The 23,515-nt window shown below is 41.6% G+C and carries 21 protein-coding genes and 1 pseudogene; 4 read left to right on the forward strand and 18 right to left on the reverse strand.

Annotation, left to right across the window (positions count from 1 at the left end; translation table 11 throughout):
- Positions 1-87: 87 nt before the first annotated feature.
- Positions 88-1,305, forward strand: a complete 1,218-nt coding sequence (gene pepT, locus NCY30_RS06975; RefSeq protein ID WP_055194438.1) for a peptidase T — start codon at positions 88-90, stop codon at positions 1,303-1,305.
- Between the two features lie 89 nt (positions 1,306-1,394).
- Here the strand turns inward: pepT and NCY30_RS06980 are convergent, their stop codons facing one another.
- From NCY30_RS06980 to NCY30_RS07005, 7 genes and pseudogenes are all read right to left on the reverse strand, one after another.
- Positions 1,395-2,270, reverse strand: coding sequence for a YitT family protein (locus NCY30_RS06980; RefSeq protein ID WP_055194436.1), 876 nt, complete (start codon positions 2,268-2,270; stop codon positions 1,395-1,397).
- Between the two features lie 176 nt (positions 2,271-2,446).
- Positions 2,447-3,226: a Cof-type HAD-IIB family hydrolase gene (locus NCY30_RS06985; protein WP_055194434.1), complete on the reverse strand. Its 780-nt coding sequence runs from the start codon at positions 3,224-3,226 to the stop codon at positions 2,447-2,449.
- The gene (locus NCY30_RS06990; RefSeq protein WP_055194432.1) at positions 3,204-4,682 is read right to left on the reverse strand and encodes a BglG family transcription antiterminator; all 1,479 of its coding nucleotides are present in this window, start codon (positions 4,680-4,682) and stop codon (positions 3,204-3,206) included. The genes NCY30_RS06985 and NCY30_RS06990 overlap by 23 nt, the downstream gene beginning before the upstream one ends.
- A gap of 36 nt (positions 4,683-4,718) precedes the next feature.
- Positions 4,719-6,857 (reverse strand): glycoside hydrolase family 3 N-terminal domain-containing protein, encoded by a 2,139-nt coding sequence (locus NCY30_RS06995; RefSeq protein WP_055194429.1) that lies wholly within the window; start codon positions 6,855-6,857, stop codon positions 4,719-4,721.
- A 32-nt stretch (positions 6,858-6,889) separates the two neighbouring features.
- Entirely contained in the window at positions 6,890-8,296 is a 1,407-nt protein-coding gene (locus tag NCY30_RS07000) for a sucrose-specific PTS transporter subunit IIBC (protein WP_250818592.1), read from the reverse strand.
- Entirely contained in the window at positions 8,296-8,619 is a 324-nt protein-coding gene (locus NCY30_RS15205; protein ID WP_330376416.1) for a GH32 C-terminal domain-containing protein, read from the reverse strand. The genes NCY30_RS07000 and NCY30_RS15205 overlap by 1 nt, the downstream gene beginning before the upstream one ends.
- A gap of 96 nt (positions 8,620-8,715) precedes the next feature.
- Positions 8,716-9,615: pseudogene (locus NCY30_RS07005) on the reverse strand (glycoside hydrolase family 32 protein); the annotation flags it as partial.
- 171 nt (positions 9,616-9,786) lie between these two features.
- On the opposite strand from NCY30_RS07005, the gene NCY30_RS07010 reads away from it, so the two are divergent.
- On the forward strand, positions 9,787-11,817 hold the full coding sequence (locus NCY30_RS07010) for a beta-galactosidase (RefSeq protein WP_055194425.1): 2,031 nt from the start codon (positions 9,787-9,789) through the stop codon (positions 11,815-11,817).
- Positions 11,814-12,299 carry a PTS sugar transporter subunit IIA gene (locus tag NCY30_RS07015; protein ID WP_081019623.1) on the forward strand — a complete coding sequence of 162 codons (486 nt, stop codon included), beginning with the start codon at positions 11,814-11,816 and terminating at the stop codon, positions 12,297-12,299. Before NCY30_RS07010 ends, NCY30_RS07015 begins: the two co-directional genes overlap by 4 nt.
- Before the next feature lie 22 nt (positions 12,300-12,321).
- Here the strand turns inward: NCY30_RS07015 and NCY30_RS07020 are convergent, their stop codons facing one another.
- The 4 genes from NCY30_RS07020 to NCY30_RS07035 all read right to left on the reverse strand — a co-directional run bounded on the left by NCY30_RS07020 (position 12,322) and on the right by NCY30_RS07035 (position 17,804).
- Positions 12,322-13,509, reverse strand: coding sequence for a Y-family DNA polymerase (locus NCY30_RS07020; RefSeq protein ID WP_161170470.1), 1,188 nt, complete (start codon positions 13,507-13,509; stop codon positions 12,322-12,324).
- Positions 13,500-16,094, reverse strand: coding sequence for an ATP-dependent chaperone ClpB (clpB, locus tag NCY30_RS07025; protein ID WP_250818593.1), 2,595 nt, complete (start codon positions 16,092-16,094; stop codon positions 13,500-13,502). The genes NCY30_RS07020 and clpB overlap by 10 nt, the downstream gene beginning before the upstream one ends.
- A 150-nt stretch (positions 16,095-16,244) precedes the next feature.
- Positions 16,245-16,697 (reverse strand): Hsp20/alpha crystallin family protein, encoded by a 453-nt coding sequence (locus tag NCY30_RS07030; RefSeq protein WP_055181944.1) that lies wholly within the window; start codon positions 16,695-16,697, stop codon positions 16,245-16,247.
- A 606-nt stretch (positions 16,698-17,303) separates the two neighbouring features.
- The gene (locus NCY30_RS07035; protein ID WP_055213229.1) at positions 17,304-17,804 is read right to left on the reverse strand and encodes an EFR1 family ferrodoxin; all 501 of its coding nucleotides are present in this window, start codon (positions 17,802-17,804) and stop codon (positions 17,304-17,306) included.
- A 209-nt stretch (positions 17,805-18,013) separates the two neighbouring features.
- Here NCY30_RS07035 and NCY30_RS07040 point away from each other — a divergent pair, with 209 nt between their 5' ends.
- Complete coding sequence (locus NCY30_RS07040) at positions 18,014-18,199, forward strand: hypothetical protein (RefSeq protein ID WP_173733532.1); 186 nt, start codon at positions 18,014-18,016, stop codon at positions 18,197-18,199.
- A 6-nt stretch (positions 18,200-18,205) separates the two neighbouring features.
- Here the strand turns inward: NCY30_RS07040 and NCY30_RS07045 are convergent, their stop codons facing one another.
- The 7 genes from NCY30_RS07045 to NCY30_RS07075 form a co-directional block, all read right to left on the reverse strand.
- A complete protein-coding gene (locus NCY30_RS07045; protein ID WP_006427760.1) occupies positions 18,206-18,955 on the reverse strand; it encodes a YibE/F family protein in 750 nt (249 codons plus the stop codon).
- Positions 18,949-20,094 (reverse strand): YibE/F family protein, encoded by a 1,146-nt coding sequence (locus NCY30_RS07050; RefSeq protein ID WP_006427759.1) that lies wholly within the window; start codon positions 20,092-20,094, stop codon positions 18,949-18,951. Before NCY30_RS07050 ends, NCY30_RS07045 begins: the two co-directional genes overlap by 7 nt.
- Before the next feature lie 11 nt (positions 20,095-20,105).
- Positions 20,106-20,243, reverse strand: coding sequence for a hypothetical protein (locus NCY30_RS07055; protein ID WP_006427758.1), 138 nt, complete (start codon positions 20,241-20,243; stop codon positions 20,106-20,108).
- A 6-nt stretch (positions 20,244-20,249) separates the two neighbouring features.
- A complete protein-coding gene (locus NCY30_RS07060; protein WP_195389383.1) occupies positions 20,250-20,702 on the reverse strand; it encodes a hypothetical protein in 453 nt (150 codons plus the stop codon).
- 352 nt (positions 20,703-21,054) lie between these two features.
- Entirely contained in the window at positions 21,055-21,414 is a 360-nt protein-coding gene (locus tag NCY30_RS07065; RefSeq protein ID WP_006427754.1) for a Fur family transcriptional regulator, read from the reverse strand.
- A gap of 139 nt (positions 21,415-21,553) precedes the next feature.
- Positions 21,554-22,138: a cytidylate kinase-like family protein gene (locus NCY30_RS07070; RefSeq protein ID WP_006427753.1), complete on the reverse strand. Its 585-nt coding sequence runs from the start codon at positions 22,136-22,138 to the stop codon at positions 21,554-21,556.
- Between the two features lie 13 nt (positions 22,139-22,151).
- Positions 22,152-23,513, reverse strand: coding sequence for an MATE family efflux transporter (locus NCY30_RS07075; RefSeq protein WP_006427752.1), 1,362 nt, complete (start codon positions 23,511-23,513; stop codon positions 22,152-22,154).
- Between the last annotated feature and the right edge of the window lie 2 nt (positions 23,514-23,515).

Below are 23,515 nucleotides of genomic sequence, written 5' to 3' on the forward strand. Positions count from 1 at the left end.
CATCATTTTTCCATGCAGCAAAGGAAAAATTATGTTATAGTAATAGTTAGAATATTTTGAAAAAATAAGAAAAGGGGAATGTAACTTATGAAAGCTTATGAAAGATTACTGAAATATGTCGTTGTCCGTACACCAAGTGACGAAAACAGCGAAACTGTACCATCTTCTGTATGCCAGTTCGATCTTGCAAGACTTCTGGAAGCAGAGATGAAGGAACTGGGTCTTACAGATGTTATTCTGGATGACCAGTGCTACCTGTACGGAAAGCTTCCGGCTACCGAAGGCCTGGAAGACAAGCCGGCGATCGGATTCATCGCACACATGGATACCGTATCAGACTTCTGTGACCATGATATCAAACCAATTGTTACTGAAAATTATGACGGTGGTGAACTTAGGCTCGGAACAAGTGATACTATTTTAAGTCCTAAGAACTTTCCGCATCTGGCAGATCTGAAAGGACGTACACTGATCACTTCTGACGGCACGACTGTTCTCGGAGCTGATGACAAAGCCGGAATCGCAGAGATCATGACAATGATCGAACGCATTCAGGAAGAAAAGATTCCTCACGGACCTCTGTGCGTAGCATTTACACCGGATGAAGAGATTGGTACCGGTGCTTCTCACTTCAACGTAGAACAGTTCGGTGCTGACTACGGCTATACACTGGACGGTGATACCGAAGGCGAGATCCAGTACGAGAACTTCAACGCATGCAAAGCGGATTTCGTGATCAAAGGATTCAACGTACATCCTGGTTCTTCCAAAGATACTATGATCAACGCAAGTCTGGTTGCTATGGAGATCAATAATGCTCTTCCATCTATGGAGACACCTCGCGGAACAGAGGATTATGAAGGATTCTATCATCTGATGAGCATGTCCGGAGAAGTTGCGGAAGCTGAGCTTCATTATATTGTAAGAGACCATGACAAAGATCTCTTTGAAGCAAAGAAAAAAACTTTGAAATTAATCGAGAAAGATATGAATGAAAAATGGGGCGAAGGTACTGTAACACTTACCATTTCTGAACAGTACCGTAACATGGCTGAGATTATCTCCACCTGTATGCATCTGATTGACAATGCGAAAAAAGCGTGTGAGAATGCAGATGTGACACCACTTGTACTTCCGATCCGCGGCGGTACAGACGGATGCCAGTTAAGCTTCAAGGGACTGCCTTGCCCGAACCTTGGAACAGGCGGACATGCTTATCACGGACCTTATGAACATATTACTGTAGAGGGTATGGATAAGAGTGTGGATGTAGTTACAGAGCTTGTGAAATTGTATGCAATGTAAAGATTTTCTTTTTACAGCAAGAAGACCTGCCGGTAATCGGCTGGTCTTCTTACTCTTTTATGTCTCTTCTAATTTTTTACTGTCTTATTTTACAATTCAATATCCGGAAGTTCTTCCTTGAATCCTTCTCCTACTACTTCGTTCGATTCTACGATAATAGTGAATGCTTTCGGATCGATGGTATGTACCATCTTCTTAATGGTATACATCTGCTTGTTATTGCAGGCGCACATTACGACATCTTTGTCCTTCTTTGAATAACTTCCGATTCCTTTTAAGATTGTAGATCCTCTTCCTGAGTAAGCGTCAATCTGTTCTGCAATCTCAGCACCTTTGTCGGTTACGATCAGGGTCATCTTACCTTCATCGATACCGTACATGATTCTGTCCATTACCATTGCCATCAGATAAGTAACGACGACACCATAGATCAGGCCGTCTATATCCTTGAATACAAGTGCTGTGCCAAGAATGATCGTACAGATATCAAGGACAAATGTAATAATTCCAAGCGTAATATGTGGTTTTACTTTCTTGATTGCCACACTGATAAAGTCCTGTCCACCTGTTGAAGAACCTCTCATGAAGATCATGGCATATCCGATTCCGCATAATACGCCCATACACAGAGCTGCCAGCAGTCTGCTTCCGTCATAGACCGGAAACAGTGGTGCTACGTAGTCCATCAGTAATGATGAAATGATCATCGATTTCATGGACTTTAAGAAAAATTCTTTTCCTAAAAATTTATAACAGAAGATTGCAACAGGTACATTCAAGATGATGGTTCCGGCACCAACCGGAAGGCCAAATAAGTGATACAGAATGATTGCGATACCGGAAAATCCTGCTACCGGGAAATCTGCATTCAATGCAAAGTTGTAAATACCAACTGCGATGATCATACCTGCTACGATATCCACAAGGATATCAATGAATAATTCTTTCCAATTTACATTTTTCATTTCCATTCCTCCTAGATTTATTTTTTAATCTTTGTGGACATATCTCTCACGACCAATGTCTTTTGATGATGTCCGCTTTATTTATAAACAAACAAAGAAAGCAGCCACAAATTATATGTAAATATAATTCGCAACTGCTCTTATGCTCATAACTATATCAAATTTCATTAGTTTTGTCAAGGATTTTTCCTACCCAGCAATTTCAACACGGTCTTTCCCACTCCTGACTCCTCATTCGTATATTCAGTAATATGCGCTGCCCGTTCTTTCAATTCCCTGGTACCATTCTTCATTGCATAGGATTCTGGGAACTGATCTATCATTGACAGATCATTCCATCCATCCCCGAATACAACCACTTCTTCTGACTTTATATCATAGTATTCTGCAACTTGTTTCAACATAATTCCCTTTTGAGCCTTTGGTGCGGTAACCTCCATATTATCTGCAAATGAAGATAATACGCTAAGTCCTGTCTCTTCAAAAATCTCCTGCTTAAGTCTTTTTATCTTTTCTGTATCTTTACTGAAACATAGTATCTTTCTTATCTTGTATTTCTTTTCAAAAATCTGCTGCCATCCCTCTTCCAGAAAATCTGCATATTTCATCTCTTTCGTAGTCGCATAATCCCCATGATCCGTATTGATCTCGAACTTTATCCCCTCTGCATCCAGTTTTCTGCACACTTTTGCTGCCTTTTCAGGATCCATATCCTCCGCAAATATCAGTCTTCCTTCTTCATCCCGAAATTCTGCCCCATTCATTAATACATATCCACAGTTGATCCCATACTGTTGCATAAGCGGCATTGCACCTCTGTAAGATCTTCCGGTTACCGTCATCCACCTGACTCCCTGTCCCTGCGCGGTCTCTACTGCCTTAGCATTTATCCCGGATACTGACCAGTCATTTTTCAACATTGTTCCATCCAGATCAGTTGCAATCATCTTTATCATAATCTGTTCCTTCCTTCATCAGATACTCCTGGATCGCTTTCAGATTTTCTTCTTTCAACAAGTAATCCACGTATATAATTTTTGTCTTTTTTGGAAACTCTACACCATATACTCTGGAACCCGATATTACCAGATCTACCGGAACCGGATCCAGTCTGTACTCCGCCAGAGACATCTTCTCCAGAATGTGTATCTTTTCACCACAGTAATCTGTAATCTGCCTTGCCATATTATCCGCAAAGCTTTCACCAATGTCACATAAAATAACGGCTTTTAATCTCTGGAAGTCATATGCCTTTAAGTAAATTGCAACATAACAGATCTCATGTACATTGGCTATAAATTGATATTTTTCCTGCAGTATCTGGTTCAGTTCTTCTGCCATCCGCACTTCTCGTTCGTAATATTCCAATACATTTTCCAGTGTCGGATTTGTCTCAAAATATCCCTGTTCTATCCGTTCTATCATCTTTCCGATGTGTACAGACAGTCTCGTGAATAATTCTTCATTATTTCTGTAATCTGTATGATATTTCCGGTCAACTATTTCAAGAAATTCTTTCGTAATCTCTGTATATTCTTCCGGAACTTCATACGTTTTTCCCTGTGTGTACAATATTCTTTTTGCTCTCAGACACTCTGCCATATAACTGCGTTCCTGCTTTGGAATATCATATTCCTTTTTTTCAAGAAATCTGCATATTTCTTCTACACATGGCCAAGTCTCATAATCTCCGGCATCTTCTTCCAGTTCAAATCCTTTTTCTCTCCGCATAAGACTGACAAATATATCCAGGGCAAACCCTTCGATTGCTTTATCTATTAACCGATATCCGTATTGTTGTAATATCGCCGGAAGTGCTTTATATAGTGCAATATAATCTTCATATTTTTCACTTCCAAACAGGAACGTGATCACACGTTCCATCAATATCGCACCATACGTATAATAGTTCATGATCTCCGCCAGGGCATGTCTGCGGATTTTTTCCGGACCCGTAATTCTTGACCCCTTACTGCTTACCTCTATCGTCAGTCCATGGTACCATCTGCATGCATCCTGTATTTCTTTCTTGGTCTGCAGCATTGCTGTTTTAGATACAAATAATTTTTCTGCTGTCCGTTGTATAGAAATCGGGCGCTTTTCAAAAAACAAAGTGGTAAATCCAAATAAAAATCTTTCATCCGGCGTCTCCGGCAATATTACATTCTTACTCTTCCTGATCATACGATCCAGGACCTTCTGTACATTTTGTTTTTCTTCTGCTTTCAGATAATACCCTCCAGTATTAGACGAATAAATTCCAACATTCTCCTGTCTCAGGATTTCATTAATTTCTTTTACTTCGTTTCGCAATGTTCTCTGGCTGATATCTAATTTATCCATCAATTCGGCAGACGACATTCTTTCATGTCCAAGCAACGCCCTGATCAGCTTTATCTTTCTATTATACATTTACTCACCCTGGTTCGTTTCTTATACTTTGATTTTTTATCCGACCGTCAGTTCCATTCTCTGAAAGTTCCGGCCGTCATTACTAACCAATATTGTATATTCCCCTTTTTCTTTTGTCCAGCCTTTTCCCGGTATCCAGCGTTCCAGTGTCTTTTCTTCTATCGGAATAACGATTTCTTTACTCTTTCCCGGCTGTAATTCAATTTTTTTATAAGCCACAAGTTCTTTCACCGGCCTTGCGACCAAAGATTTTTTCTTCCCGATATAAATCTGGACTACCGTTTTTCCTGTCATATTTCCAAGATTTGTCACCTTCACAGGTACCAGGTATTCCTGTTCTTGTCTGACAATTTTTCCATTGACCTGTACATCATATTCCGTGTAACTCAAGCCATATCCAAATGAATACAATGGTTCATTCGGTATATCCAGATACTGTGATTTATATCGTGGTTCCTGCACCAGATCGGCTTTTGGGCGTCCTGTCGGAGCCATATCATAGGACACAGGGATCTGACCGCTTCCATATGGAAAACTCATCGCCAGTTTTCCGGAAGGATTCTTTTCTCCATACAGCAGTGCTGCTGCTGCATTGCCGCCTTCCGTTCCCGGAAACCACATTTCCAGAACTGCATCTGCATATTCTTTCACCTTTCTTAAGTCCAATGGACGTCCATTAAACAGTAATACTACTACCGGAATCTGATGTTCATGAAGTTTTTTCAAAAGGCTGATCTGATGTTCCGGCAGTTCGATCACAGATCTGCTTCCTGCTTCACCGGACCATAGCTCTGGTTCACCAAGTGCCAGTACTACTACATCTCCCGATGCTACAGTCTGTACGATACGGTCTGAATCTTGTTCTGTCACTTCTTCATATGCAGTCTGAATCACTTCCTTTATCCGGCCGCCCTTTAAAATAAGTCCGTCTTTTACTGTTATGGCATCTTCTACGATACCGTCAACCGACCACGGACCCAGAATATTTTTACTTTCTGCATATGGTCCGGTCAGAATAACCGGCGTCTCTTTCGTCAGTGGTAGAATTCCGTTATTTTCCAATAGTACAGCCGACTCTGTGGCCGCATGGAATGCTGCCCTTTTTTTATCCGGACTTCGAAGTTCCCGCATTTCCCGCTCTGGATCAACTCCGCGGTATGGATCTTCAAATAACCCCAGTTCGTTTTTCAAGATCAGGACTTTTTCCACCGCTTCATCTAATATAGCTTCCAGATGTGGAAATTTCTTAACATATGCTTCTATGTGTTTTACTATGGCTGCTGTCGCCATCTCAATCTGTACCCCGGATTCCAGAGCAAGTCTTCCGGCCTCTGCTTCCTCTTCTGCTACACCATGCTTGATCAGTTCCAGTACCGCCCCCCAGTCTGAAATCACGGTTCCCTCAAATTCAAGATCTTTTCTTAGTATATCCTGCAAAAGCCATGGATTTGCCGTCGCCGGAATTCCATTCAATGCTTCAAATGCTGCCATTACCAATTTAACTCCTGCATCAATACAGGCCTTGAACGGAGGAAAATATTTATTTCTCAGACGGAATTCTGATACATCGGAAGTATTATAATCTCTTCCCCCTTCTGCCGCACCATATGCTGCAAAATGTTTCACACATGCTGCCAGACGGTCCGGATCCTTCAGATTTTCCCCCTGGTATCCTTCTACCATCGCTTTTCCAAAGTCACAATTTAATTTACTATCTTCCCCAAAGCTTTCCATCACGCGTCCCCATCTCGGATCTCTTACGACATCTACCATCGGGGAAAATGTCACTTGATATCCTGCGGCACTTCCTTCTTTCGCAGATATTCTGGCACATTCCCGGACCATTCCCGGGTCAAATGATCCTGCCATAGCCAACGGTACCGGAAATATTGTCTGATACCCATGTACAATATCCGTCATAAACATCAGCGGAATCTGTAATCTGCTTCTTTCCAGATTCTCCTTCTGGATATTTCTCATAGATACCGCATCAAGTTTTCCCAAGATGCTCCCACACAGCCACTTCTTTTCTTCACTGATCCCAAGCTTTGTCTCTGTTCCGGTCAGCTGACTTCCCTGAATTGCAAAATACCGGGAAGGTAATTGCGTTACCTGCCCGGCTTTTTCTTCAAGAGTCATCTGCCGGATAAGAACTTTTATTTGATTCCTGTCCATTTTACTCTTCCTTATAATTCTGTCTTCATTTTTTATTCTGCTTCTGCAACATCCTGTTTCATTCCGAAGAAATATGTAAGTACAAATGCAACGGCGAATGCAATTACATTTACCAGAATGTAAAGCGGCATCTGTTTATTCAGATATAAGAGCATTCCCGGAATACCAGTGATAGACATTCCTGTTCCTTTCAGTCCGAGAAGTGCTGCGATCCATCCTCCGACGCCACCACCGATACATGCACATACAAAAGGCTGTACCAGTCTTAAGTTTACACCAAATACTGCAGGCTCTGTAATTCCAAGTAATGCAGAGATTGCAGAAGGATAACCTAAGGATTTCATTTTTGTTGATTTTGTTTTTACTGCAACTGCCATTGCTGCTCCTGCCTGTGCTACAATACCGCAAGAACCTACCGGGTTTACCGGATTCCATTTTGTTTTTGCAAGCATCTCAATCTCAACAAGATTCAACGCATGATGTACACCGGTTACAACAATTACCTGGCAAAGTGCTCCCCAGATAAATCCGCCAATTCCGAACGGAAGGCTGAACAATGCAGATACGATACTTACCAGACCTACTTCAACCGAATGGAAAATTGGTCCGACAACAAAAAGTCCCAGGCAAAGTGATACAAGCACTGTAACAAATGGTGTCACGATCAGATCCAGTGCATTGATCACATGATCATGCAGCCATTGTTCAATCTTAGAGCCTAAGAAACCAACAATGAATGCCGGTAATACAGAACTCTGATATCCATTGACTTTAATAAATCCAAAGAAGATCAGTGGTTTTGCATTTCCCTGAGCCACATCCCATGAAGTTGGCAAAATACTGCTTACAAGCATCAATCCAATTACAATACCAAGTACCGGAGATCCACCGAACTTTTTGAATGCAGACCAGCATACCAGTACAGGCAGAAAACTAAACGCTGTATCAGTTAAAATCTGTGTAAATTCCAGGAACTGTTTTGGAATCGCATCTGCTGAAGTTCCAAAGAATGCAAGCAGTGCATCCTGTGTCAGGAATCCCCTCAGTCCCATGAAAAGTCCTGTTGCAACCATTACCGGAATGATCGGAACGAATACATCTGCGAACACACGGACCAACTGCTGTAATTTATTTCCTCGTTTTGCGGCAGCGGCTGCCTGTTCATTCTTAGAGGAACCTTCAATTCCAAGTTTCATTACTTCATCATATACTTTATTTACAATACCTGTTCCAAGAATAATCTGATACTGTCCAGCCGTGAAAAAGCATCCTTTTACAATATCAATTGCTTCTACCTGTTTGTCATCAATGATTTCCCTGTTTTTTACAATCAGGCGTAATCTTGTCGCACAGTGCGCAACAGAAATGATATTCTCAGGTCCACCGACAACTTCGATGATCTGCTGTGCAACTGCTTTATAATCTGTCTCTTTTGCCATCATTCTTCCTCCAATAACCATGTTTTCACTTTTATCTGCAGTTCAGAATTCATATGGATCAACGTATCCTCTGTGAAATACGACTTCATAGTCAGTACTTTTTCACCCTGATTCAGGAATATCTCTGCCGTAGACTGATCCAGATAGATTCTGAAATCTTCCAGTTTATCCAGATGGATCTCTTTCTCATCATATCCTTCTCCATTCCACTTCTTTCTGAAAACAAGCAGATTTCCCGATTCTTTCTTATATAAGAACTTGATCACCTTACCAAAATCAAATGTGATCGTCTGATTTTCCAGACCCTCTGCCAATATCTCCATGCACTTTGAGTGTCTGTCGATTGCAATCTCTCCGGTTCCACAAATGCTTTCTTCGTTCTTTCTCAGATGTTTTAATTCTTCTGCCGGCTTCTGATACAGCCGGTCGTTCTTCACATATACTTCCCGCGGTATCGTAAGCACATGCAGCCATCCTTCTTTTACGGTCGGCTGACTCATCTGATATTCAATCTCTCCTGCTCCGATCCATCCCATCAAAAGGCGTCGTCCACTTTCATCAGTAAATGTCTGTGGCGCATAGAAATCGAATCCCTCATCCAGAAGTACACCTGTGTCTTCACTTATATGGAATCTTCCCTGTTCATAATCCATTATTCCGGCAAATACCATCCCTTTGCATCCGTCTTCTTTCTGACGGCTCACAATAAGGAATTGTCTTTCTCCCATGTCTGCCAGATCCGGGCATTCACACATATACCCCCAATCCATGGAAGAATCCAGCATATTGCCTTTCCACTGCCATTTTTTCAAATCATCCGAAACAAATAAAGCTACATTTCCTTTCAGCTCTTTTGTCTGTGCTCCGACAACCATCCACTAGCGGCCATTCTTCTTCCATACTTTTGGATCTCTGAAATGTGGTGTATAGCCTTCCGGAAGATATACCACAGGCCCTTCCTTATGAAAGTTCACTCCATCCGAAGAACTTGCCAGACACTGATAAGTTTCCCTGCCGCCTTCGGAATCTCTCACATTTCCTGTGTAAAACAGATAATAGCTGTCTCCTTCTGTAATTCCAGAACCAGAATAACATCCATTCTTTTCATACCACTCTTCCGGTTTCAGCCCACATCCCTGATCCGACCAGTGAATCAGATCTTCTGACACGCAATGCCGCCAGATCTTATTTCCCTGCGGTACAACATCCGGAAGCCATTGATAAAATACATGATACTTTCCCTGAAACTGTGCCAGACCATTTGGATCATTCAAAAATCCATGTTTCGGTGAGATATGATAATTTGGTCTCATTCCCATATTCTTGCTCCTTTCTGATCTGCATCGATCTGATATCGTTATACTACCCCACTTTTCATTCGAAAAAAAGCCGTGTTTTTGCCATGCGGTTGTGCAAAAATGTGAACGCTTCCCCTCTTGTCCTTCCGCAGGAAAGCATTTAAACTCTTAGTAGCGGAAAGGACACAATTTATGAACATTTTAAGAAAAGGATTTATCTACGGCGGTGACTACAACCCGGAACAATGGCTGGACCGCCCGGATATATTAGAAAAAGATATTGTACTTATGAAAAAAGCCCGGATCAATACGGTAACTTTGGGAGTATTTTCCTGGTCCGTACTGGAGCCAGAGGAAGACCATTATCATTTTCAATGGCTGATTGATACGATTAATCGTCTATACGAAAACGGGATTCAAGTCATTCTCGCAACTCCGTCCGGAGCACGCCCACGCTGGCTTGCCGAAAAATATCCAGAAGTTCTCCGGGTCCGCGAAGACCGAGTCCGTTACCACTACGGCGAAAGACATAACCATTGTTATACTTCTCCTGTTTACAGAGAAAAGGTACGGAAAATCAACCGGAAACTCGCGGAAACGTTTCGGAATCACCCTGCCGTTATCATGTGGCACATTTCCAATGAATACCGCGACGAGTGTCACTGTCCATTGTGTCAGAAGGCATTTCGTGTCTGGTTAAAAAAGAAATATCATACAATAGATGCTTTAAATCACGCCTGGTGGACTACCTTCTGGAGTCACACTTACAATTCATTTGACCAGATAGAAAGTCCGTCTTCCATCGGCGACAAAGGACTTCATGGCCTGAATCTCGACTGGAAACGTTTCGTCACAGAACAGACTACAGATTTTATGTGTCACGAAATCACTGCTCTTCGTGATGCCGGTGCCATGCAGCCGACGGTCGTGAATTTTATGGATGATTATAAAGGACTGAATTATTACCGGCTTGCCCAGCACGTAGACTATATCTCCTGGGACAGCTATCCGGCCTGGCATAAAGATTCCGATATCCATACCGCATACGATACCGCCTTCCAGCATGATCTGATGCGAAGTATGAAGCAGCAGCCATTCCTTCTTATGGAATCCTGCCCAGCAAGTCCAAACTGGCAGAAAGTAAGTAAAGCCAAACATCCGGGGCTTCTTATGAATGCAAGCCTGCAGGCAATTGCACATGGTTCAGACAGCGCACAATTCTTTCAGATCCGCGCAAGCCGCGGAAGTTTTGAAAAGTTCCACGGTGCCGTGATAGATCATTACGGCGGAGATGACACCCGCATTTTCCGCGAGGTAACAGATACCGGTATCGCATTACAAACTTTAACCGCTGCCGACGTCCCGGCCTCTTCCGTGCATGCACCTGCTGCCGTTCTCTATGATATGGAAAGCCGCTGGGCTATGGAAGATGCCAAAGGGCCAAGAAATGAGGGACTTTTTTATCATGAAGCTGCTCTGAAATCTTATCAGGCATTCCGTAAGAACGGCCTGAACACCGATATTATCAACATGGATCAGGATTTGACCGGCTATCAGATCATTGCTGCTCCCATGCTTTATATGTTCCGTTCTGGCATTGAACAAAAATTAAGAACATTTGTACAAAACGGCGGCATTCTTATCATGACTTACTGGAGCGGCATCGTAAATGAAACCGATCTCTGCCACCTTGGCGGAACCCCGCATCATCTTATCGATGTACTTGGTATCCGCAGTGAAGAGATCGATGGATTATATGATAATCAATGTAACCATATGGTTCCTGCCAGCAATAATTTTATGACATTGCCTGCCACCTATCTCTGTACACATCTGTGTGATCTTGTACAATTAAAAGGCGCTGTTCCTCTTATGCAGTATGCCGATAATTTCTATGCCGGGTACCCTGCATTAACTGTTCACAAATATGGAGATGGCCTTGCTTTTTATCTTTGTGCAGACGCCGAAGATACGTTTTATTATGATTTTTACAGACAGATCATCCAGGAACAGGAGCTCCCGGTCATCATGGATCACATTCCAGAAGGCATTGAGGTATCCAGCAGAAGCAGCGGCCGCCAGGAATTCATCTTTGCCCAAAACTATACCGATTCACCAATCCCATTCACACTGCCCGGGCATGCACAGATCTTGTTTGGGCAATACGATGGAACGATCAAAGAATACAGCACACTTATTTATCAGATGGAGGTAAAATCATGAGTTTATTTAAAAGAAAATCAAAAGACACCGGAAACGATGTATACGCATTTATATCAGGAAATACAATTCCGATCACAGAAGTAAATGATCCTGTATTTTCTGCAAAAACATTAGGTGACGGACTTGCAATCATTCCTTCCGGGGAACTTATCTGTGCACCTTGCGCCGGAACTATCTCTATGGTTGCCGAAGGGTCAAATCATGCGGTCGGCATGACATTAGCAAACGGAGCTGAAATTCTGATCCACGTCGGATTAGATACCGTGAGTCTGAATGGTAAAGGCTTCAAAATCCTTGTAAAAGAGGGACAGAAAGTAAAACCAGGAACAAAACTTTTAAAATTTGATAAATCATTTATTGAATCAGAGGGATTTGACACGGCATGCGTCTTTGTTCTTACGAATTGCGAAGACTTCCCGGATGTCAGATTCTTTACCGGGCAGGATGTTGTTCAGAACGAAACTGTTATCTGTAGTTTTTAAAATAAATACGGGGATGGGATTGCTACCATCCTTTTTTCACAATCCCATCCCCGTATTTTCCTTCTAATTTCTTTAATGCCTCTTTTAAGTTCTTCTTTTTCTTCCTCGTCTCTTCAGATTCAAACTTCATATCAAAAAGGCTCAGCTGCTCCGGTTCGCTTTCTTCCGATAATTTGGACGTCCGGATTCCAAGAAGTCTGATAGGTTCCCCGCTCCACAATTCGCGGAACAGTTCGATAGATGCCTGATAAATATCCTGATCCTGGTTCGTCTGTCTCTCCATCTGTTTCTGATGAGACACCTGATTAAAAGTGTGATACTTAATTTCTACGCTCACCATTCCGGCTTTTTGTCCGGCTTTTCTCAACCGTCGTCCCACACTTACAGCCAGATCTTTCAATACCGGCAATGCCTCTGCTTCTGTTATCAGATCTTTGGGAAGTGTCGTGGAATTGCCGACTCCTTTTGCCTCTGCACGGACACTTTCCACTTCCGAATCATCCAGCCCGTTGGCAAATTCCCATAGCTTTCTTCCATGGCTTTTCAAATGCAGTTCCAAAATTTCCGGATCTGTATTCGCCAGATCTCCGATCGTATAGATTTCAAGCTTCTTCATTGTCTCTACACTTGAACGGCCTGCCATGAATAATTCTCCGATCGGCAGCGGCCACATTTTCGCCGGGACTTCTTCTGGAAATAAGGTATGCACTTTATTTGGTTTTTCAAAGTCAGATGCCATCTTTGCCAGGACTTTTCTGGAAGATATCCCCACATTCACCGTGAATCCGAACCTTTTATACACCTCATCTTTGATTTCAGACGCACCTTCCACCGGAGATGTGAACCGATCCGCAATCTCTGTAAAATCCATATAACATTCATCCACACTGACCTGTTCTATATGTGTCGTGTAAGTACGTAAAAATTCCATCAGCTTTCTGCTATATTCACGGTACATCTGATGATCCGGCAGATAGGTCTTAAGATTCGGACACTTACGAAAGGCATTCGCAACAGGTTCCCCCGTACGAATGCCATATTTTTTTGCCGAAATGGATTTGGCCAGTACGATACCGTGGCGGGACTTCTGGTCTCCGCCAATGATCGCAGGTATCGTCCGGATATCCACCCCGGCTCCGTTTTTCAATTGTTCTACTGCTGTCCAGCTAAGATATGCTGAATTGACATCTATGTGAAATATTATTCGCACACGCTCTGACTCCTTGCCACAAGCTTACCGTCTTCTACGTCTATGATGATCGTATCCTGTGCTCCAACGTCACCTTGCAGCATCAGTTTTGCTGCCAGTGTATCGACATGTTTCTGGAGGAATCTCTTCAGTGGTCTTGCACCATAGTTCGGATCGTATCCTCCGTCTACGACATATTTCTTCGCATCTTCGGTCAGGAAGATTGAAATCTCACGATCAGCCAGACGTTTGTTGACATCAGCTACTAATAAGTCAATAATGTCATAAATATTGTCTTTCGTCAATGGTTTGAACATGATCGTCTCATCCAGACGGTTCAGGAACTCTGGTCTGAAGTGTGCTCTTAAGTCTTCCATTACCGCATTCTGGCTCTCCTGGCTGATGTTGCCATTTTCGTCCATACCATCCAGCAGATACTGAGATCCAATATTGGATGTCATGATCAGGATCGTATTCTTAAAGTCCACGGTACGTCCCTGTGAATCGGTGATACGTCCGTCATCTAATACCTGTAACAAGATATTGAATACATCCGGATGTGCCTTTTCTACCTCATCAAACAGTACAACCGAATAAGGTCTTCTTCTGACTGCCTCGGTAAGCTGACCGCCTTCATCGTATCCGACATATCCCGGAGGCGCTCCGATCAGACGTGACACAGAATATTTCTCCATGTACTCACTCATATCAATACGTACCATGTTGTTCTCATCGTCGAACAGATTCTCTGCCAGTGCTTTGGCAAGCTCTGTCTTACCTACACCGGTAGGTCCAAGGAACAGGAACGAACCGATTGGTTTGGTCGGGTCTTTGATTCCTGCTTTGGAACGGATGATGGCTTCTGTTACCAGTTCTACCGCTTCATCCTGTCCGATGACTCTCTTATGCAGTTCATCACCTAAATGTAAAGTCTTGCTTCGTTCGCTTTCATTTAACTTGGCAACCGGAATTCCTGTCCAGCGGGATACGATTCTTCCGATCTCTTCGTCATTGACACTTTCGTGTACGAGAGACAGATCTTCGTCTTTTACCTTTGCTTCTTCCTCTTCTAACTGTTTCTGAAGCTGTGGCAGTTTGCCATACTGAAGTTCTGCTGCCTTCTCCAGATCATAGGAATGCTGTGCTCTTTCGATGTCTTTATTGACCTGCTCAATCTCTTCACGTAGTTTCTGTACACGTTCGACACCGACTTTTTCATTGTCCCACTGTGCTTTCTTACCGGCAAATTCATCTCTAAGCTCTGCCAGTTCCTGCTGTAAGTGTTCCAGACGTTCTTTACTTAACCGGTCATCTTCTTTCTTAAGAGCCGTCTCTTCAATCTCCATCTGCATGATCTTACGGTTCAGCTCATCCATCTCTGCCGGCATAGAATCCAGTTCTGTCTTAACCAATGCACACGCCTCATCTACAAGGTCGATAGCCTTATCCGGAAGGAAACGGTCGGAAATGTAACGGTCAGATAATCTTGCGGCTGCTACCAGGGCACCATCTGTGATCTTCACACCATGGAATACTTCATAACGCTCTTTCAATCCACGAAGGATAGAAATGGTATCTTCAACGGTGGGTTCTTCTACCATAACCGGTTGGAAACGTCTCTCAAGTGCGGCATCCTTTTCAATATACTGACGGTATTCATCCAGTGTCGTTGCACCGATACAGTGGAGTTCACCTCTTGCCAGCATAGGTTTTAACATATTACCGGCATCCATGGCTCCGTCTGTCTTACCTGCTCCGACAATGGTGTGTAACTCATCGATGAACAGAATGATCCTTCCGTCACTGTTCTTGACTTCTTCGAGTACTGCTTTCAGACGTTCCTCGAATTCACCACGATATTTGGCACCTGCTACCAGAGCACCCATATCCAAGGAGAAGATTGTCTTCTCTTTCAGTCCTTCCGGTACATCACCGCGTACAATACGCTGTGCAAGACCTTCTACAACTGCTGTCTTACCTACACCAGGTTCACCAATCAGGACCGGGTTGTTCTTCGTCTTACGGGAAAGGATTCTGACCACATTACGGATCTCGGAATCACGTCCGATAACCGGATCCATCTTCTGTTCTCTTGCTCTTTCTACCAGATCGGTACCATATTTGTTCAATGTATCATAGGTATCTTCCGGGTTATCGCTGGTCACTCTCTGATTACCTCTGACGGTTGATAATGCCTGTAAAAATCCTTCTTTCGAAATTCCCACTTCACGGAAAAGTGCCTTCATATCTTTACTTGCATATTTCATCATTGCCAGGAAAAGATGTTCTACAGATACATATTCATCTCCCATAGCTTTTGCTTCGTCTTCACCGTGTACCAGTGCATTGTTCAGATCCTGTCCGACATACTGCTGTCCGCCCTGGACTTTCGGACGTTTCTGAATGGCTTCTTCTACTCTGTTAATGATGAGGTTCTTATCAAGCCCCATCTTTTCCATCAGTTTCGCGATCAGGCTATCATCCTGTGTCAGCAACGCATAGAGCAGATGCTCCTGTGCAATCTCTTGGTTGCCATAGTCCATTGCAATACGTTCACAGTTCTGAACAGCCTGCAGTGATTTCTGTGTAAATTTATTTATATTCATATAGACAACCTCCTTTTCACTCTTGTTCTATTTGCAATATAACATTACATCGTTTTATTAGCACTGTCAACCCTCGAGTGCTAATTTTGTTGTATTTTTTTGCCACAGAAGGATTGCTCCCACCGTGGCAACGGTTCTTACCTTATTTAATTATCCCTCAATGGAAATATAATTTTTCTTTTCTTCCACTGGTTTTGCTTCCTCTTTCGGAACACTGAAGGAGAGGATTCCGTTCTCGTATTTCGGATGTACATCCTCTACGGTTACGTGTTTTCCTACATAGAAGCTTCTGCTCATGCTGCCTGCATAACGCTCTTTTCTGATGTAGTTACCTTTCTTGTCTTCCTCATCTTTGTCCAGTCCTTTGGCTGCGCTGATGGTAAGCACTCCATCATTCAGCTCCATCTGAATCTCATCTTTCTTAAATCCCGGAAGATCCATATCTACTTCATAACCTTTCTCGGTTTCTTTTACATCTGTCTTCATTAAATTCTTTGCATGTTTTCCATACAGTTCTTTGTCTACATCCGGAAATGCAGGTAATCTGAAATCGTTCATAAAATCATCAAATAAATTTTCTCCCAAAATACTAGGCATCATCATAAGTCATTTCTCCTTCCAAATGTTTAAAATGTATTGTTAGCATCATCGGATAATTCCTGGATGTTGTTTGCTGGAACTTCTGGAGTTTCGATTCGGAATCATATCTTTGATTCTTTATCTTTCTTCCTTTGTTCTATTTGTACTATAACATACTTTGTTAGCACTGTCTAGAGGCGAGTGCTAATTTTTTGATTTTTTTTTGCAAAACTTTTCAATGTTATACTCCAAAATGTAACATTTACGCTCGCAAATACTGCATCTATAAAATAATAATTTTTCTGTTGAGAAATTTAATGTCTAAAAAACTATGGAATCAGAAATAATCATGTTCAAAAAATGTTACTCCAACTAGTAAATTTTACAGATGCACAACTCCGTGGTATCTGGAACTGTCTACAAACTACCTACAATGAATTACTCAGCAAATCCTATCAAAAAAAAGGAAAAAAGCCTACCATTATCCGTAGAATACTCCACAGATAATAGTAGGCTTGACTCACTCATTAACAGTTACCTGCATTACCGTTACAGCCATGCTTATCTTCACCACAATGATGTTCTCCGCAGGAATGCTCGTGTTCATGATGGGTGCAATGCACTTCCGGATTATAGTTCAGGTTTCCGGCTATATAATTTTCTGTCTACAAAATTTCCTTTTCTTTTTGACATTATATTGCCGATAACAAGCTTAAGCTGCTTTTTGCCGTCACTCAGCCATTTATCAACTCTATTCTTATTCGTAAGGTCAAATACCGGTGTCCATGTATCCGGCATAATCACACTATAGTAGGCATCAAAGTTCTGCCCATTATGAGCCATAATCTTCTTCGCCATACTGCCAGCCTCACCTGTCGTTGCTCCATAGCTGGTAAGGAAAAATGTATATCCACAATTTTCAATTCTGAGCTTTCCCAGATATTCTGCAACAATCCGTGGAAGACGCCAGAAATAAGTCGGTACCACCATTCCAAATATTTTTTCATTGGAGAAACAATACTTATCCTCACAGATGCAGTCTACGATAGACATACATTTTTCATCTGTTTTCTCCGCAATCTGTTCTGCAATATATTTCCCGTTTCCTGTTGCACTGAAATACAAAATCATTTTCTGTGAGCCTCCCTTTCGACACTGCCAAGCAAAAAGCAAACCGCCTGTAATGCTTCCTCTTTGCTTAATTGCTCCTTCGCCAAAAACATTTTTCCATATCCATGTCTTTCATAATTGCAATCCAGCAATAATCCATCAGATCATAAATGTCATCAAAATAATCATAAAATGTTGACCTTGGATATGTCCTTTAACCGTGCAGGATCATGGCATTAATCGAAAAAGCCCAAAAGACTATACATTCAAATTATGACGAAAAAGATCAAAATCATACTGTAGGATCCGCCATACTATGTGAAAGTGGGAACATCTATGTCGGTGTTAATGACAGGAAACCAGGAAAAATCAAAGCAAAATATCTGCTGCCTTTTGCTTATAATACGGAAAATTAGAAGCAATTATACGATATTAATACGTTTTCCCACCAATACCGCCGCAACCGGCATCACCACTACACAGGCGATCGCACCAAATATCATTGATACACAATTCTGGAACAATATTTTCGAATTTAATAATGTTTCCAGTGTATAATCCTGCATCTTCAGATAAGAAAATAATAATAGTGATTCTCCAAGATACGCAAATAACAATGTATTCACCGTTGTCCCGATTACTTCTCTTCCGATCTGCATTCCACTTTCTACAAGTTCTGTCAGTTTCATCTCCGGTTTGTGAATACTGACCTCGTAAACGGAAGTGGTAACCGTAAGTGCCATATCTAACACAGCACCTAACGTGCTGAGTATGATCACAGCTGTCGCAACATTTCTCATATTAATATCCAGATTCATATTGTAATATAATACATCATCTTCCGCAGCCTGTATTTCATTCAGTCCTCCTGCCTCACTTCTCCACACCACCATATAGATAAAGAAGAACAAGACCGCCATTGTAATCAATACGGCTGTAAATGCACTCTTCGTCTTTTCATTGGTACCATTTTGATAAAATAATGTGACACATGAAATGATGATTCCTACTCCGACCGTAACCAGAAGTACCGGTGCTCCCGCTGCCATCAGCCAGATAGCCAGGCTAAGCAGCAGCATATTTCCAACCAGTGATATCAATGATATCACACCTCTGTCCCCGCCAATAATCATGATCAAAAATAACAGGATGAATCCCAGTATCATCAACATATCTTCTTCACCTTTCTTATCGTTAATTTCATTATCACAGATGTGATCAGGATAGATACTGGTATTGCCAGTACAATTCCAATACTCTCTATGAAGAATCTGCATAATTCACACGGAATATGTAATTTGATGATCGTCATAAACCGGACACTGTTATTCATCCTGATCACACACATCGGAATCAGGCCACAGCCAAACACGAATAACAATACATTGATCATCGTTCCCATAATATCATATCCAATCTCTCTTCCGGACCGGAATAACTCCCGGAATGTAACTTCTGGCCGCTTCGTAACAATTTCACTCAAAGCTGCCGCAATTGCCACTGCAACATCCATGATTGCTCCAAGTCCGGATAACAGGATCTCCGCATGAAAAATCTCATCCGGATTATCAATGCTTCCCAAATATTCCATCGTAGAATAATCCAGTTCTGCGGTATGACTGATCACTACCTCAAATATTCCCATGATCATTGCCAGTATACATAGTGTTGACAATAAGGCCGCCCATGTTTTCCTGTGAAGTCCATTTAATCCGATCAATGTAGCAATTGCAAAGAAGAGTACCATTTTATTACAGATTGCTACAACATCCGCATCATCACCGCTTTTTAAAAATCCTACTGAAAATATCACAATATTGATTCCAACCGTTATAATCGTGAGCACGCCTTTCTTTCCTGCGATTGTCATCAGTGCAAATATTAAAAGTCCAAGCAAAACAACAAGTTCTGTATCTCTTTTTACGCTCTGTATACTGGATCCCACATTACTTTCAGACCCGTTCAGCAATACTTTATCCCCTTTGTGATATTTCTGTTTTAACATTCCTGTATAGGTATATTCGTTAGAAAAATCAACGATTTTCCCCTTATTCGTTCCATTTAATATCACACCCCGGATTTTTTGCTTATATTTGATTTCCTGTGTTCCGCGGGTGCTTTTATTCTCTCCTGCTATGCTTGTCTCTACTTTTGTAAGTTTTGCAATTGGTGTCTGATACAGCCATGCATCATTCATGACAAATATAACTGCAATCAGATATATCAGACCAAATACTCCATATAATTTTGCTCTTTTGCTTTTCTTTACATATTCCGTTATCTTCGTTGCAACCTGTTTCATTCTTATCATCTTTTCATTTTTTATTTTACCTGCATCTCTGAATTCACAAGGTGACAGTATAATGTATCGTCTCCAGGTTCCTTATACGTTTTAAATGTTCCCTTTACCTCTATCTCTGTCTCATCTTTGGGATATTCATCCGAATATACATGTAACACATCTCCCTAGACAAACTCCAGTCCCTGTGAACAGCAGGCCAGTGCATCTTTTATAATGCTATAATGATAGTATGTTCCAGTTTTTTCGTTTTGTCCAGTATAATATAAGCCATCGATGCAAAGTGTCTTTCCAATATATTTATCTGGTTCTACCATCAGCTGATAAAAAGCAGCATAGACCATATCTTTATTCATATTTGTAAGGTCATAATCAACATCACTGCCTGGTGTCTGTTGCCCTCCCTGTCCCTTCGATTCCTGGCTTTTCTCTTCCTGCTGTTTTTTCGTTTCTTTACGTTTTGTATTCTGAGTTTCTTTTTTTTCTGTCTTTTCCTTTACGATTTTATCCACGGAAGAGCCTGTAGTAATCTTCTTGCTTTCTTTTTTTACACATCCAGCTATATTTATCATACAAAAGAGCATACAAACGCCAAGAATAATCCATTTTTTTCTTCTCATATCATCTTCTCCCCATCATCCGTCCTGCTACACAACTGATAAAGAATGCTGCCATATCTGCAGCCACGATAGTCGAGCCAACCGGTGTTCCGGCAAGTATGGATAACAAAATTCCTATAACCGCACAGATAACGGACAATATCACCGAGCACAAAGTTACACAAAAAAAGTCTTAAACACACGCACAGACAGGACAGTCTTCTCCTGTGCATTTATGATTTTCTTCTTTGACAATATAGAAAAGAGAAGCCAATGTCACGAATATAAAGATGATGCTAAACCATGCTGCAAGATGTTTTCTTTTTTCCGTAGTCATATCCTTCTCCTTTCTCATTAACGTTCTTATTTTGGTTTAAGTGTTTTTTCTACACTCATTACAGATTCCATAGAAGACAGTACGTTTGGGATCTAATTGAAAATCATGATGTTCTGTCATGTGTCTGCTCAGGCATTCAATCTCATCACATTGAATATGAATCAGTTTTCCACATTTTTCACACTTGCAATGATAGCAGCTCTCATAATCAGATGTCTCACTCTCTCCTATGTACTCAAAGCAGGCACTGTTTGTACCTTCTACCACATATTTCTCAACCAAACCATCTTTTACCATCTTTTCCAGCTGCCGGTATATTGTTGTCGTTCCGACTGCAATTTCACGGTCTTTGAAGTATTCTCTGATTTCCTGTACAGTAACATGCTGTCCCTGCACGGATTGCAGAAAAGTATGTTACTCAGTCATCTGTTTTATCTTATATCTGGCTTTTGCCATTTTGACCTCTCCTTTTCAATTTGGAAATCATTTTTAAATTATCTTCATTAGCCCCGGATACTTTTCTGTCCCCACAGATCTATCTGCACTCCATAATAACCGCTTCACATCTGCCATATCCAAGCTGTGAACTGTTCAGACACAACGTGTAATTGCTGGCCTTTCCCCACTTCTGCCCGGTATAAAAGTTATAATTTGTCATGCGCCTTTTATCTGTATCTGCTATCAGCTTTACAGCCTCCTGCTCACTGACATGATATAACCTGCTGATACGCTGTATCTTTTCCGGCATATCTCCATGAATAAACACATTCAGCACATCATCCCTGTCTTTCAGTATAAAATCTGCATTTCTTCCTATAATAACGCAAGATTCCTTATCCGCAAGTTCCAGAATCACCTTCCTCTGTGCTTCATATACCATATCTTCCAAAGATTTTCCCGTGATATCCCGTCCGGCAAATGCATAGGCAAACAGTCCTTTCTTTGGCGATAATTCGGCACTTTCCTGAATATAATCCGGTGACAGTCCTGATTCTTCCGCTATCTGATTGATGATATTTTTATCGTAATAAGCAATTCCCAGCTTCTTTGCCACTTCCTCGCCGATGAAACGTCCGCCGCTTCCAAATTCTCTGCTGATCGTAATGATTCGTTTTACCATTCCTGTTTCCTCCTTACTTTAAAACCTTGTTTTTTCTGATTCTCTTTAAGAATACATATCCCACCAGACATGCAATCACTTCCGTGATCGGGAATGCCCACCAGATTAATGCAACTCCCATCTGACCATTTCTGGCAAATATAGAAAAAATTCCAGCCAGTGGTAAGATAATTACAAGCTGTCTCAGAAGTGAGATAACCAGTGATTCCATACCACTGTTCACTGCCTGATAGATTCCCTGATAAGCAACATTAATTCCTGCAAACAAGAAACTTAAAGAAATGACTCTCATTGCACTGATAAAATATGCTCTCGACTGTCCGGCATTAAACAGCGTCGCAAATGCCCCTGGGAAAATCTCTGTGATTGCAATACCCAGAATCATCAATGCAACCGTATAGATCAGACCATATTTGATTCCATCCTGGATTCTCTTCTTGCTTCTCATTCCATAAGCAAATGCAATGATCGGTGTGATTGCATCTCTGAGTCCAAATGCGAGGAACAGCACAAACTGTTGAACCTTATAGAATAATCCATAAGCTGTCTGTGCAGATGGATTGAATTTCAGAATCAGATTCATTACATATACCATAATAGACATCAATGCCTGTGCAATGATGGCCGGAAGGCCAATCGCATAGATTTCTTTTATAATGCCTGCATCCGGCTTCATGTATTTCACATCATGCTCAAATTCTTTATTCAGCTTTATCTGGAAAACAAGCAGTAAAACTGCAGATGCTATCTGACCAATTACTGTCGCATAAGCTGCACCTTTTACTCCCATTTCCGGAACCGGACCGATACCATAGATCATAATTGGATCAAGAATGATATTTACAACAGCTCCGACTACCTGTCCGATTGTGGAATAAAGAGATCGTCCTGTCGCCTGGAGTAATTTTTCAAATAGTGAAAAGAAAATGATTCCAAAAGAAATCACACAGCATATCCTCAGATAACTGACTCCCATTTCAAGTACTTCTGCATCTGTGGTCTGAGATGAAATATAAGCTTTCGCTCCAAAAATTCCAAATAACAGACATACCACATAAATAATCACACCAAGGAACAGACTGTTTCCTGCTACCTTTGCTGCTTTCTTACTGTTTCCCTGTCCCAGTGTTCTTGCAAGAAGTGCATTAGTTCCTACACCGGTTCCGATTCCCACTGCAACCATCAGCATCTGCACCGGAAATACTAAAGTCAGTGCATTTAGTGCCGCTTCACTGCCCGTTTTCATATTTCCCACAAACGCACTGTCTACAATGTTATAAACCGCCTGTAATGCCATAGATAAAATCATGGGGATTCCCATCTGGATCATCAGCTTATTTACCGGCATGTCTTTCATCTTGTTACTTTCTTCCATTT

It is taken from the genome of Dorea sp. MB18-49 (genome assembly GCF_023669465.1).
GTDB lineage: Bacteria > Bacillota > Clostridia > Lachnospirales > Lachnospiraceae > Dorea_A > Dorea_A longicatena.

Excerpts from the sequence above, each read along its gene's own strand:
- pepT (WP_055194438.1), top strand. The coding sequence starts at position 88 with ATGAAAGCTTATGAAAGATTACTGAAATATGTCGTTGTCCGTACACCA.
- NCY30_RS06980 (WP_055194436.1), bottom strand. The coding sequence starts at position 2,270 with ATGAAAAATGTAAATTGGAAAGAATTATTCATTGATATCCTTGTGGAT.
- NCY30_RS06985 (WP_055194434.1), bottom strand. The coding sequence starts at position 3,226 with ATGATAAAGATGATTGCAACTGATCTGGATGGAACAATGTTGAAAAAT.
- NCY30_RS06990 (WP_055194432.1), bottom strand. The coding sequence starts at position 4,682 with ATGTATAATAGAAAGATAAAGCTGATCAGGGCGTTGCTTGGACATGAA.
- NCY30_RS06995 (WP_055194429.1), bottom strand. The coding sequence starts at position 6,857 with ATGGACAGGAATCAAATAAAAGTTCTTATCCGGCAGATGACTCTTGAA.
- NCY30_RS07000 (WP_250818592.1), bottom strand. The coding sequence starts at position 8,296 with ATGGCAAAAGAGACAGATTATAAAGCAGTTGCACAGCAGATCATCGAA.
- NCY30_RS15205 (WP_330376416.1), bottom strand. The coding sequence starts at position 8,619 with ATGGAGATATTGGCAGAGGGTCTGGAAAATCAGACGATCACATTTGAT.
- NCY30_RS07010 (WP_055194425.1), top strand. The coding sequence starts at position 9,787 with ATGAACATTTTAAGAAAAGGATTTATCTACGGCGGTGACTACAACCCG.
- NCY30_RS07015 (WP_081019623.1), top strand. The coding sequence starts at position 11,814 with ATGAGTTTATTTAAAAGAAAATCAAAAGACACCGGAAACGATGTATAC.
- clpB (WP_250818593.1), bottom strand. The coding sequence starts at position 16,094 with ATGAATATAAATAAATTTACACAGAAATCACTGCAGGCTGTTCAGAAC.
- NCY30_RS07030 (WP_055181944.1), bottom strand. The coding sequence starts at position 16,697 with ATGATGATGCCTAGTATTTTGGGAGAAAATTTATTTGATGATTTTATG.
- NCY30_RS07035 (WP_055213229.1), bottom strand. The coding sequence starts at position 17,804 with ATGATTTTGTATTTCAGTGCAACAGGAAACGGGAAATATATTGCAGAA.
- NCY30_RS07040 (WP_173733532.1), top strand. The coding sequence starts at position 18,014 with ATGGCATTAATCGAAAAAGCCCAAAAGACTATACATTCAAATTATGAC.
- NCY30_RS07045 (WP_006427760.1), bottom strand. The coding sequence starts at position 18,955 with ATGTTGATGATACTGGGATTCATCCTGTTATTTTTGATCATGATTATT.
- NCY30_RS07050 (WP_006427759.1), bottom strand. The coding sequence starts at position 20,094 with ATGATAAGAATGAAACAGGTTGCAACGAAGATAACGGAATATGTAAAG.
- NCY30_RS07060 (WP_195389383.1), bottom strand. The coding sequence starts at position 20,702 with ATGAGAAGAAAAAAATGGATTATTCTTGGCGTTTGTATGCTCTTTTGT.
- NCY30_RS07070 (WP_006427753.1), bottom strand. The coding sequence starts at position 22,138 with ATGGTAAAACGAATCATTACGATCAGCAGAGAATTTGGAAGCGGCGGA.
- NCY30_RS07075 (WP_006427752.1), bottom strand. The coding sequence starts at position 23,513 with ATGGAAGAAAGTAACAAGATGAAAGACATGCCGGTAAATAAGCTGATG.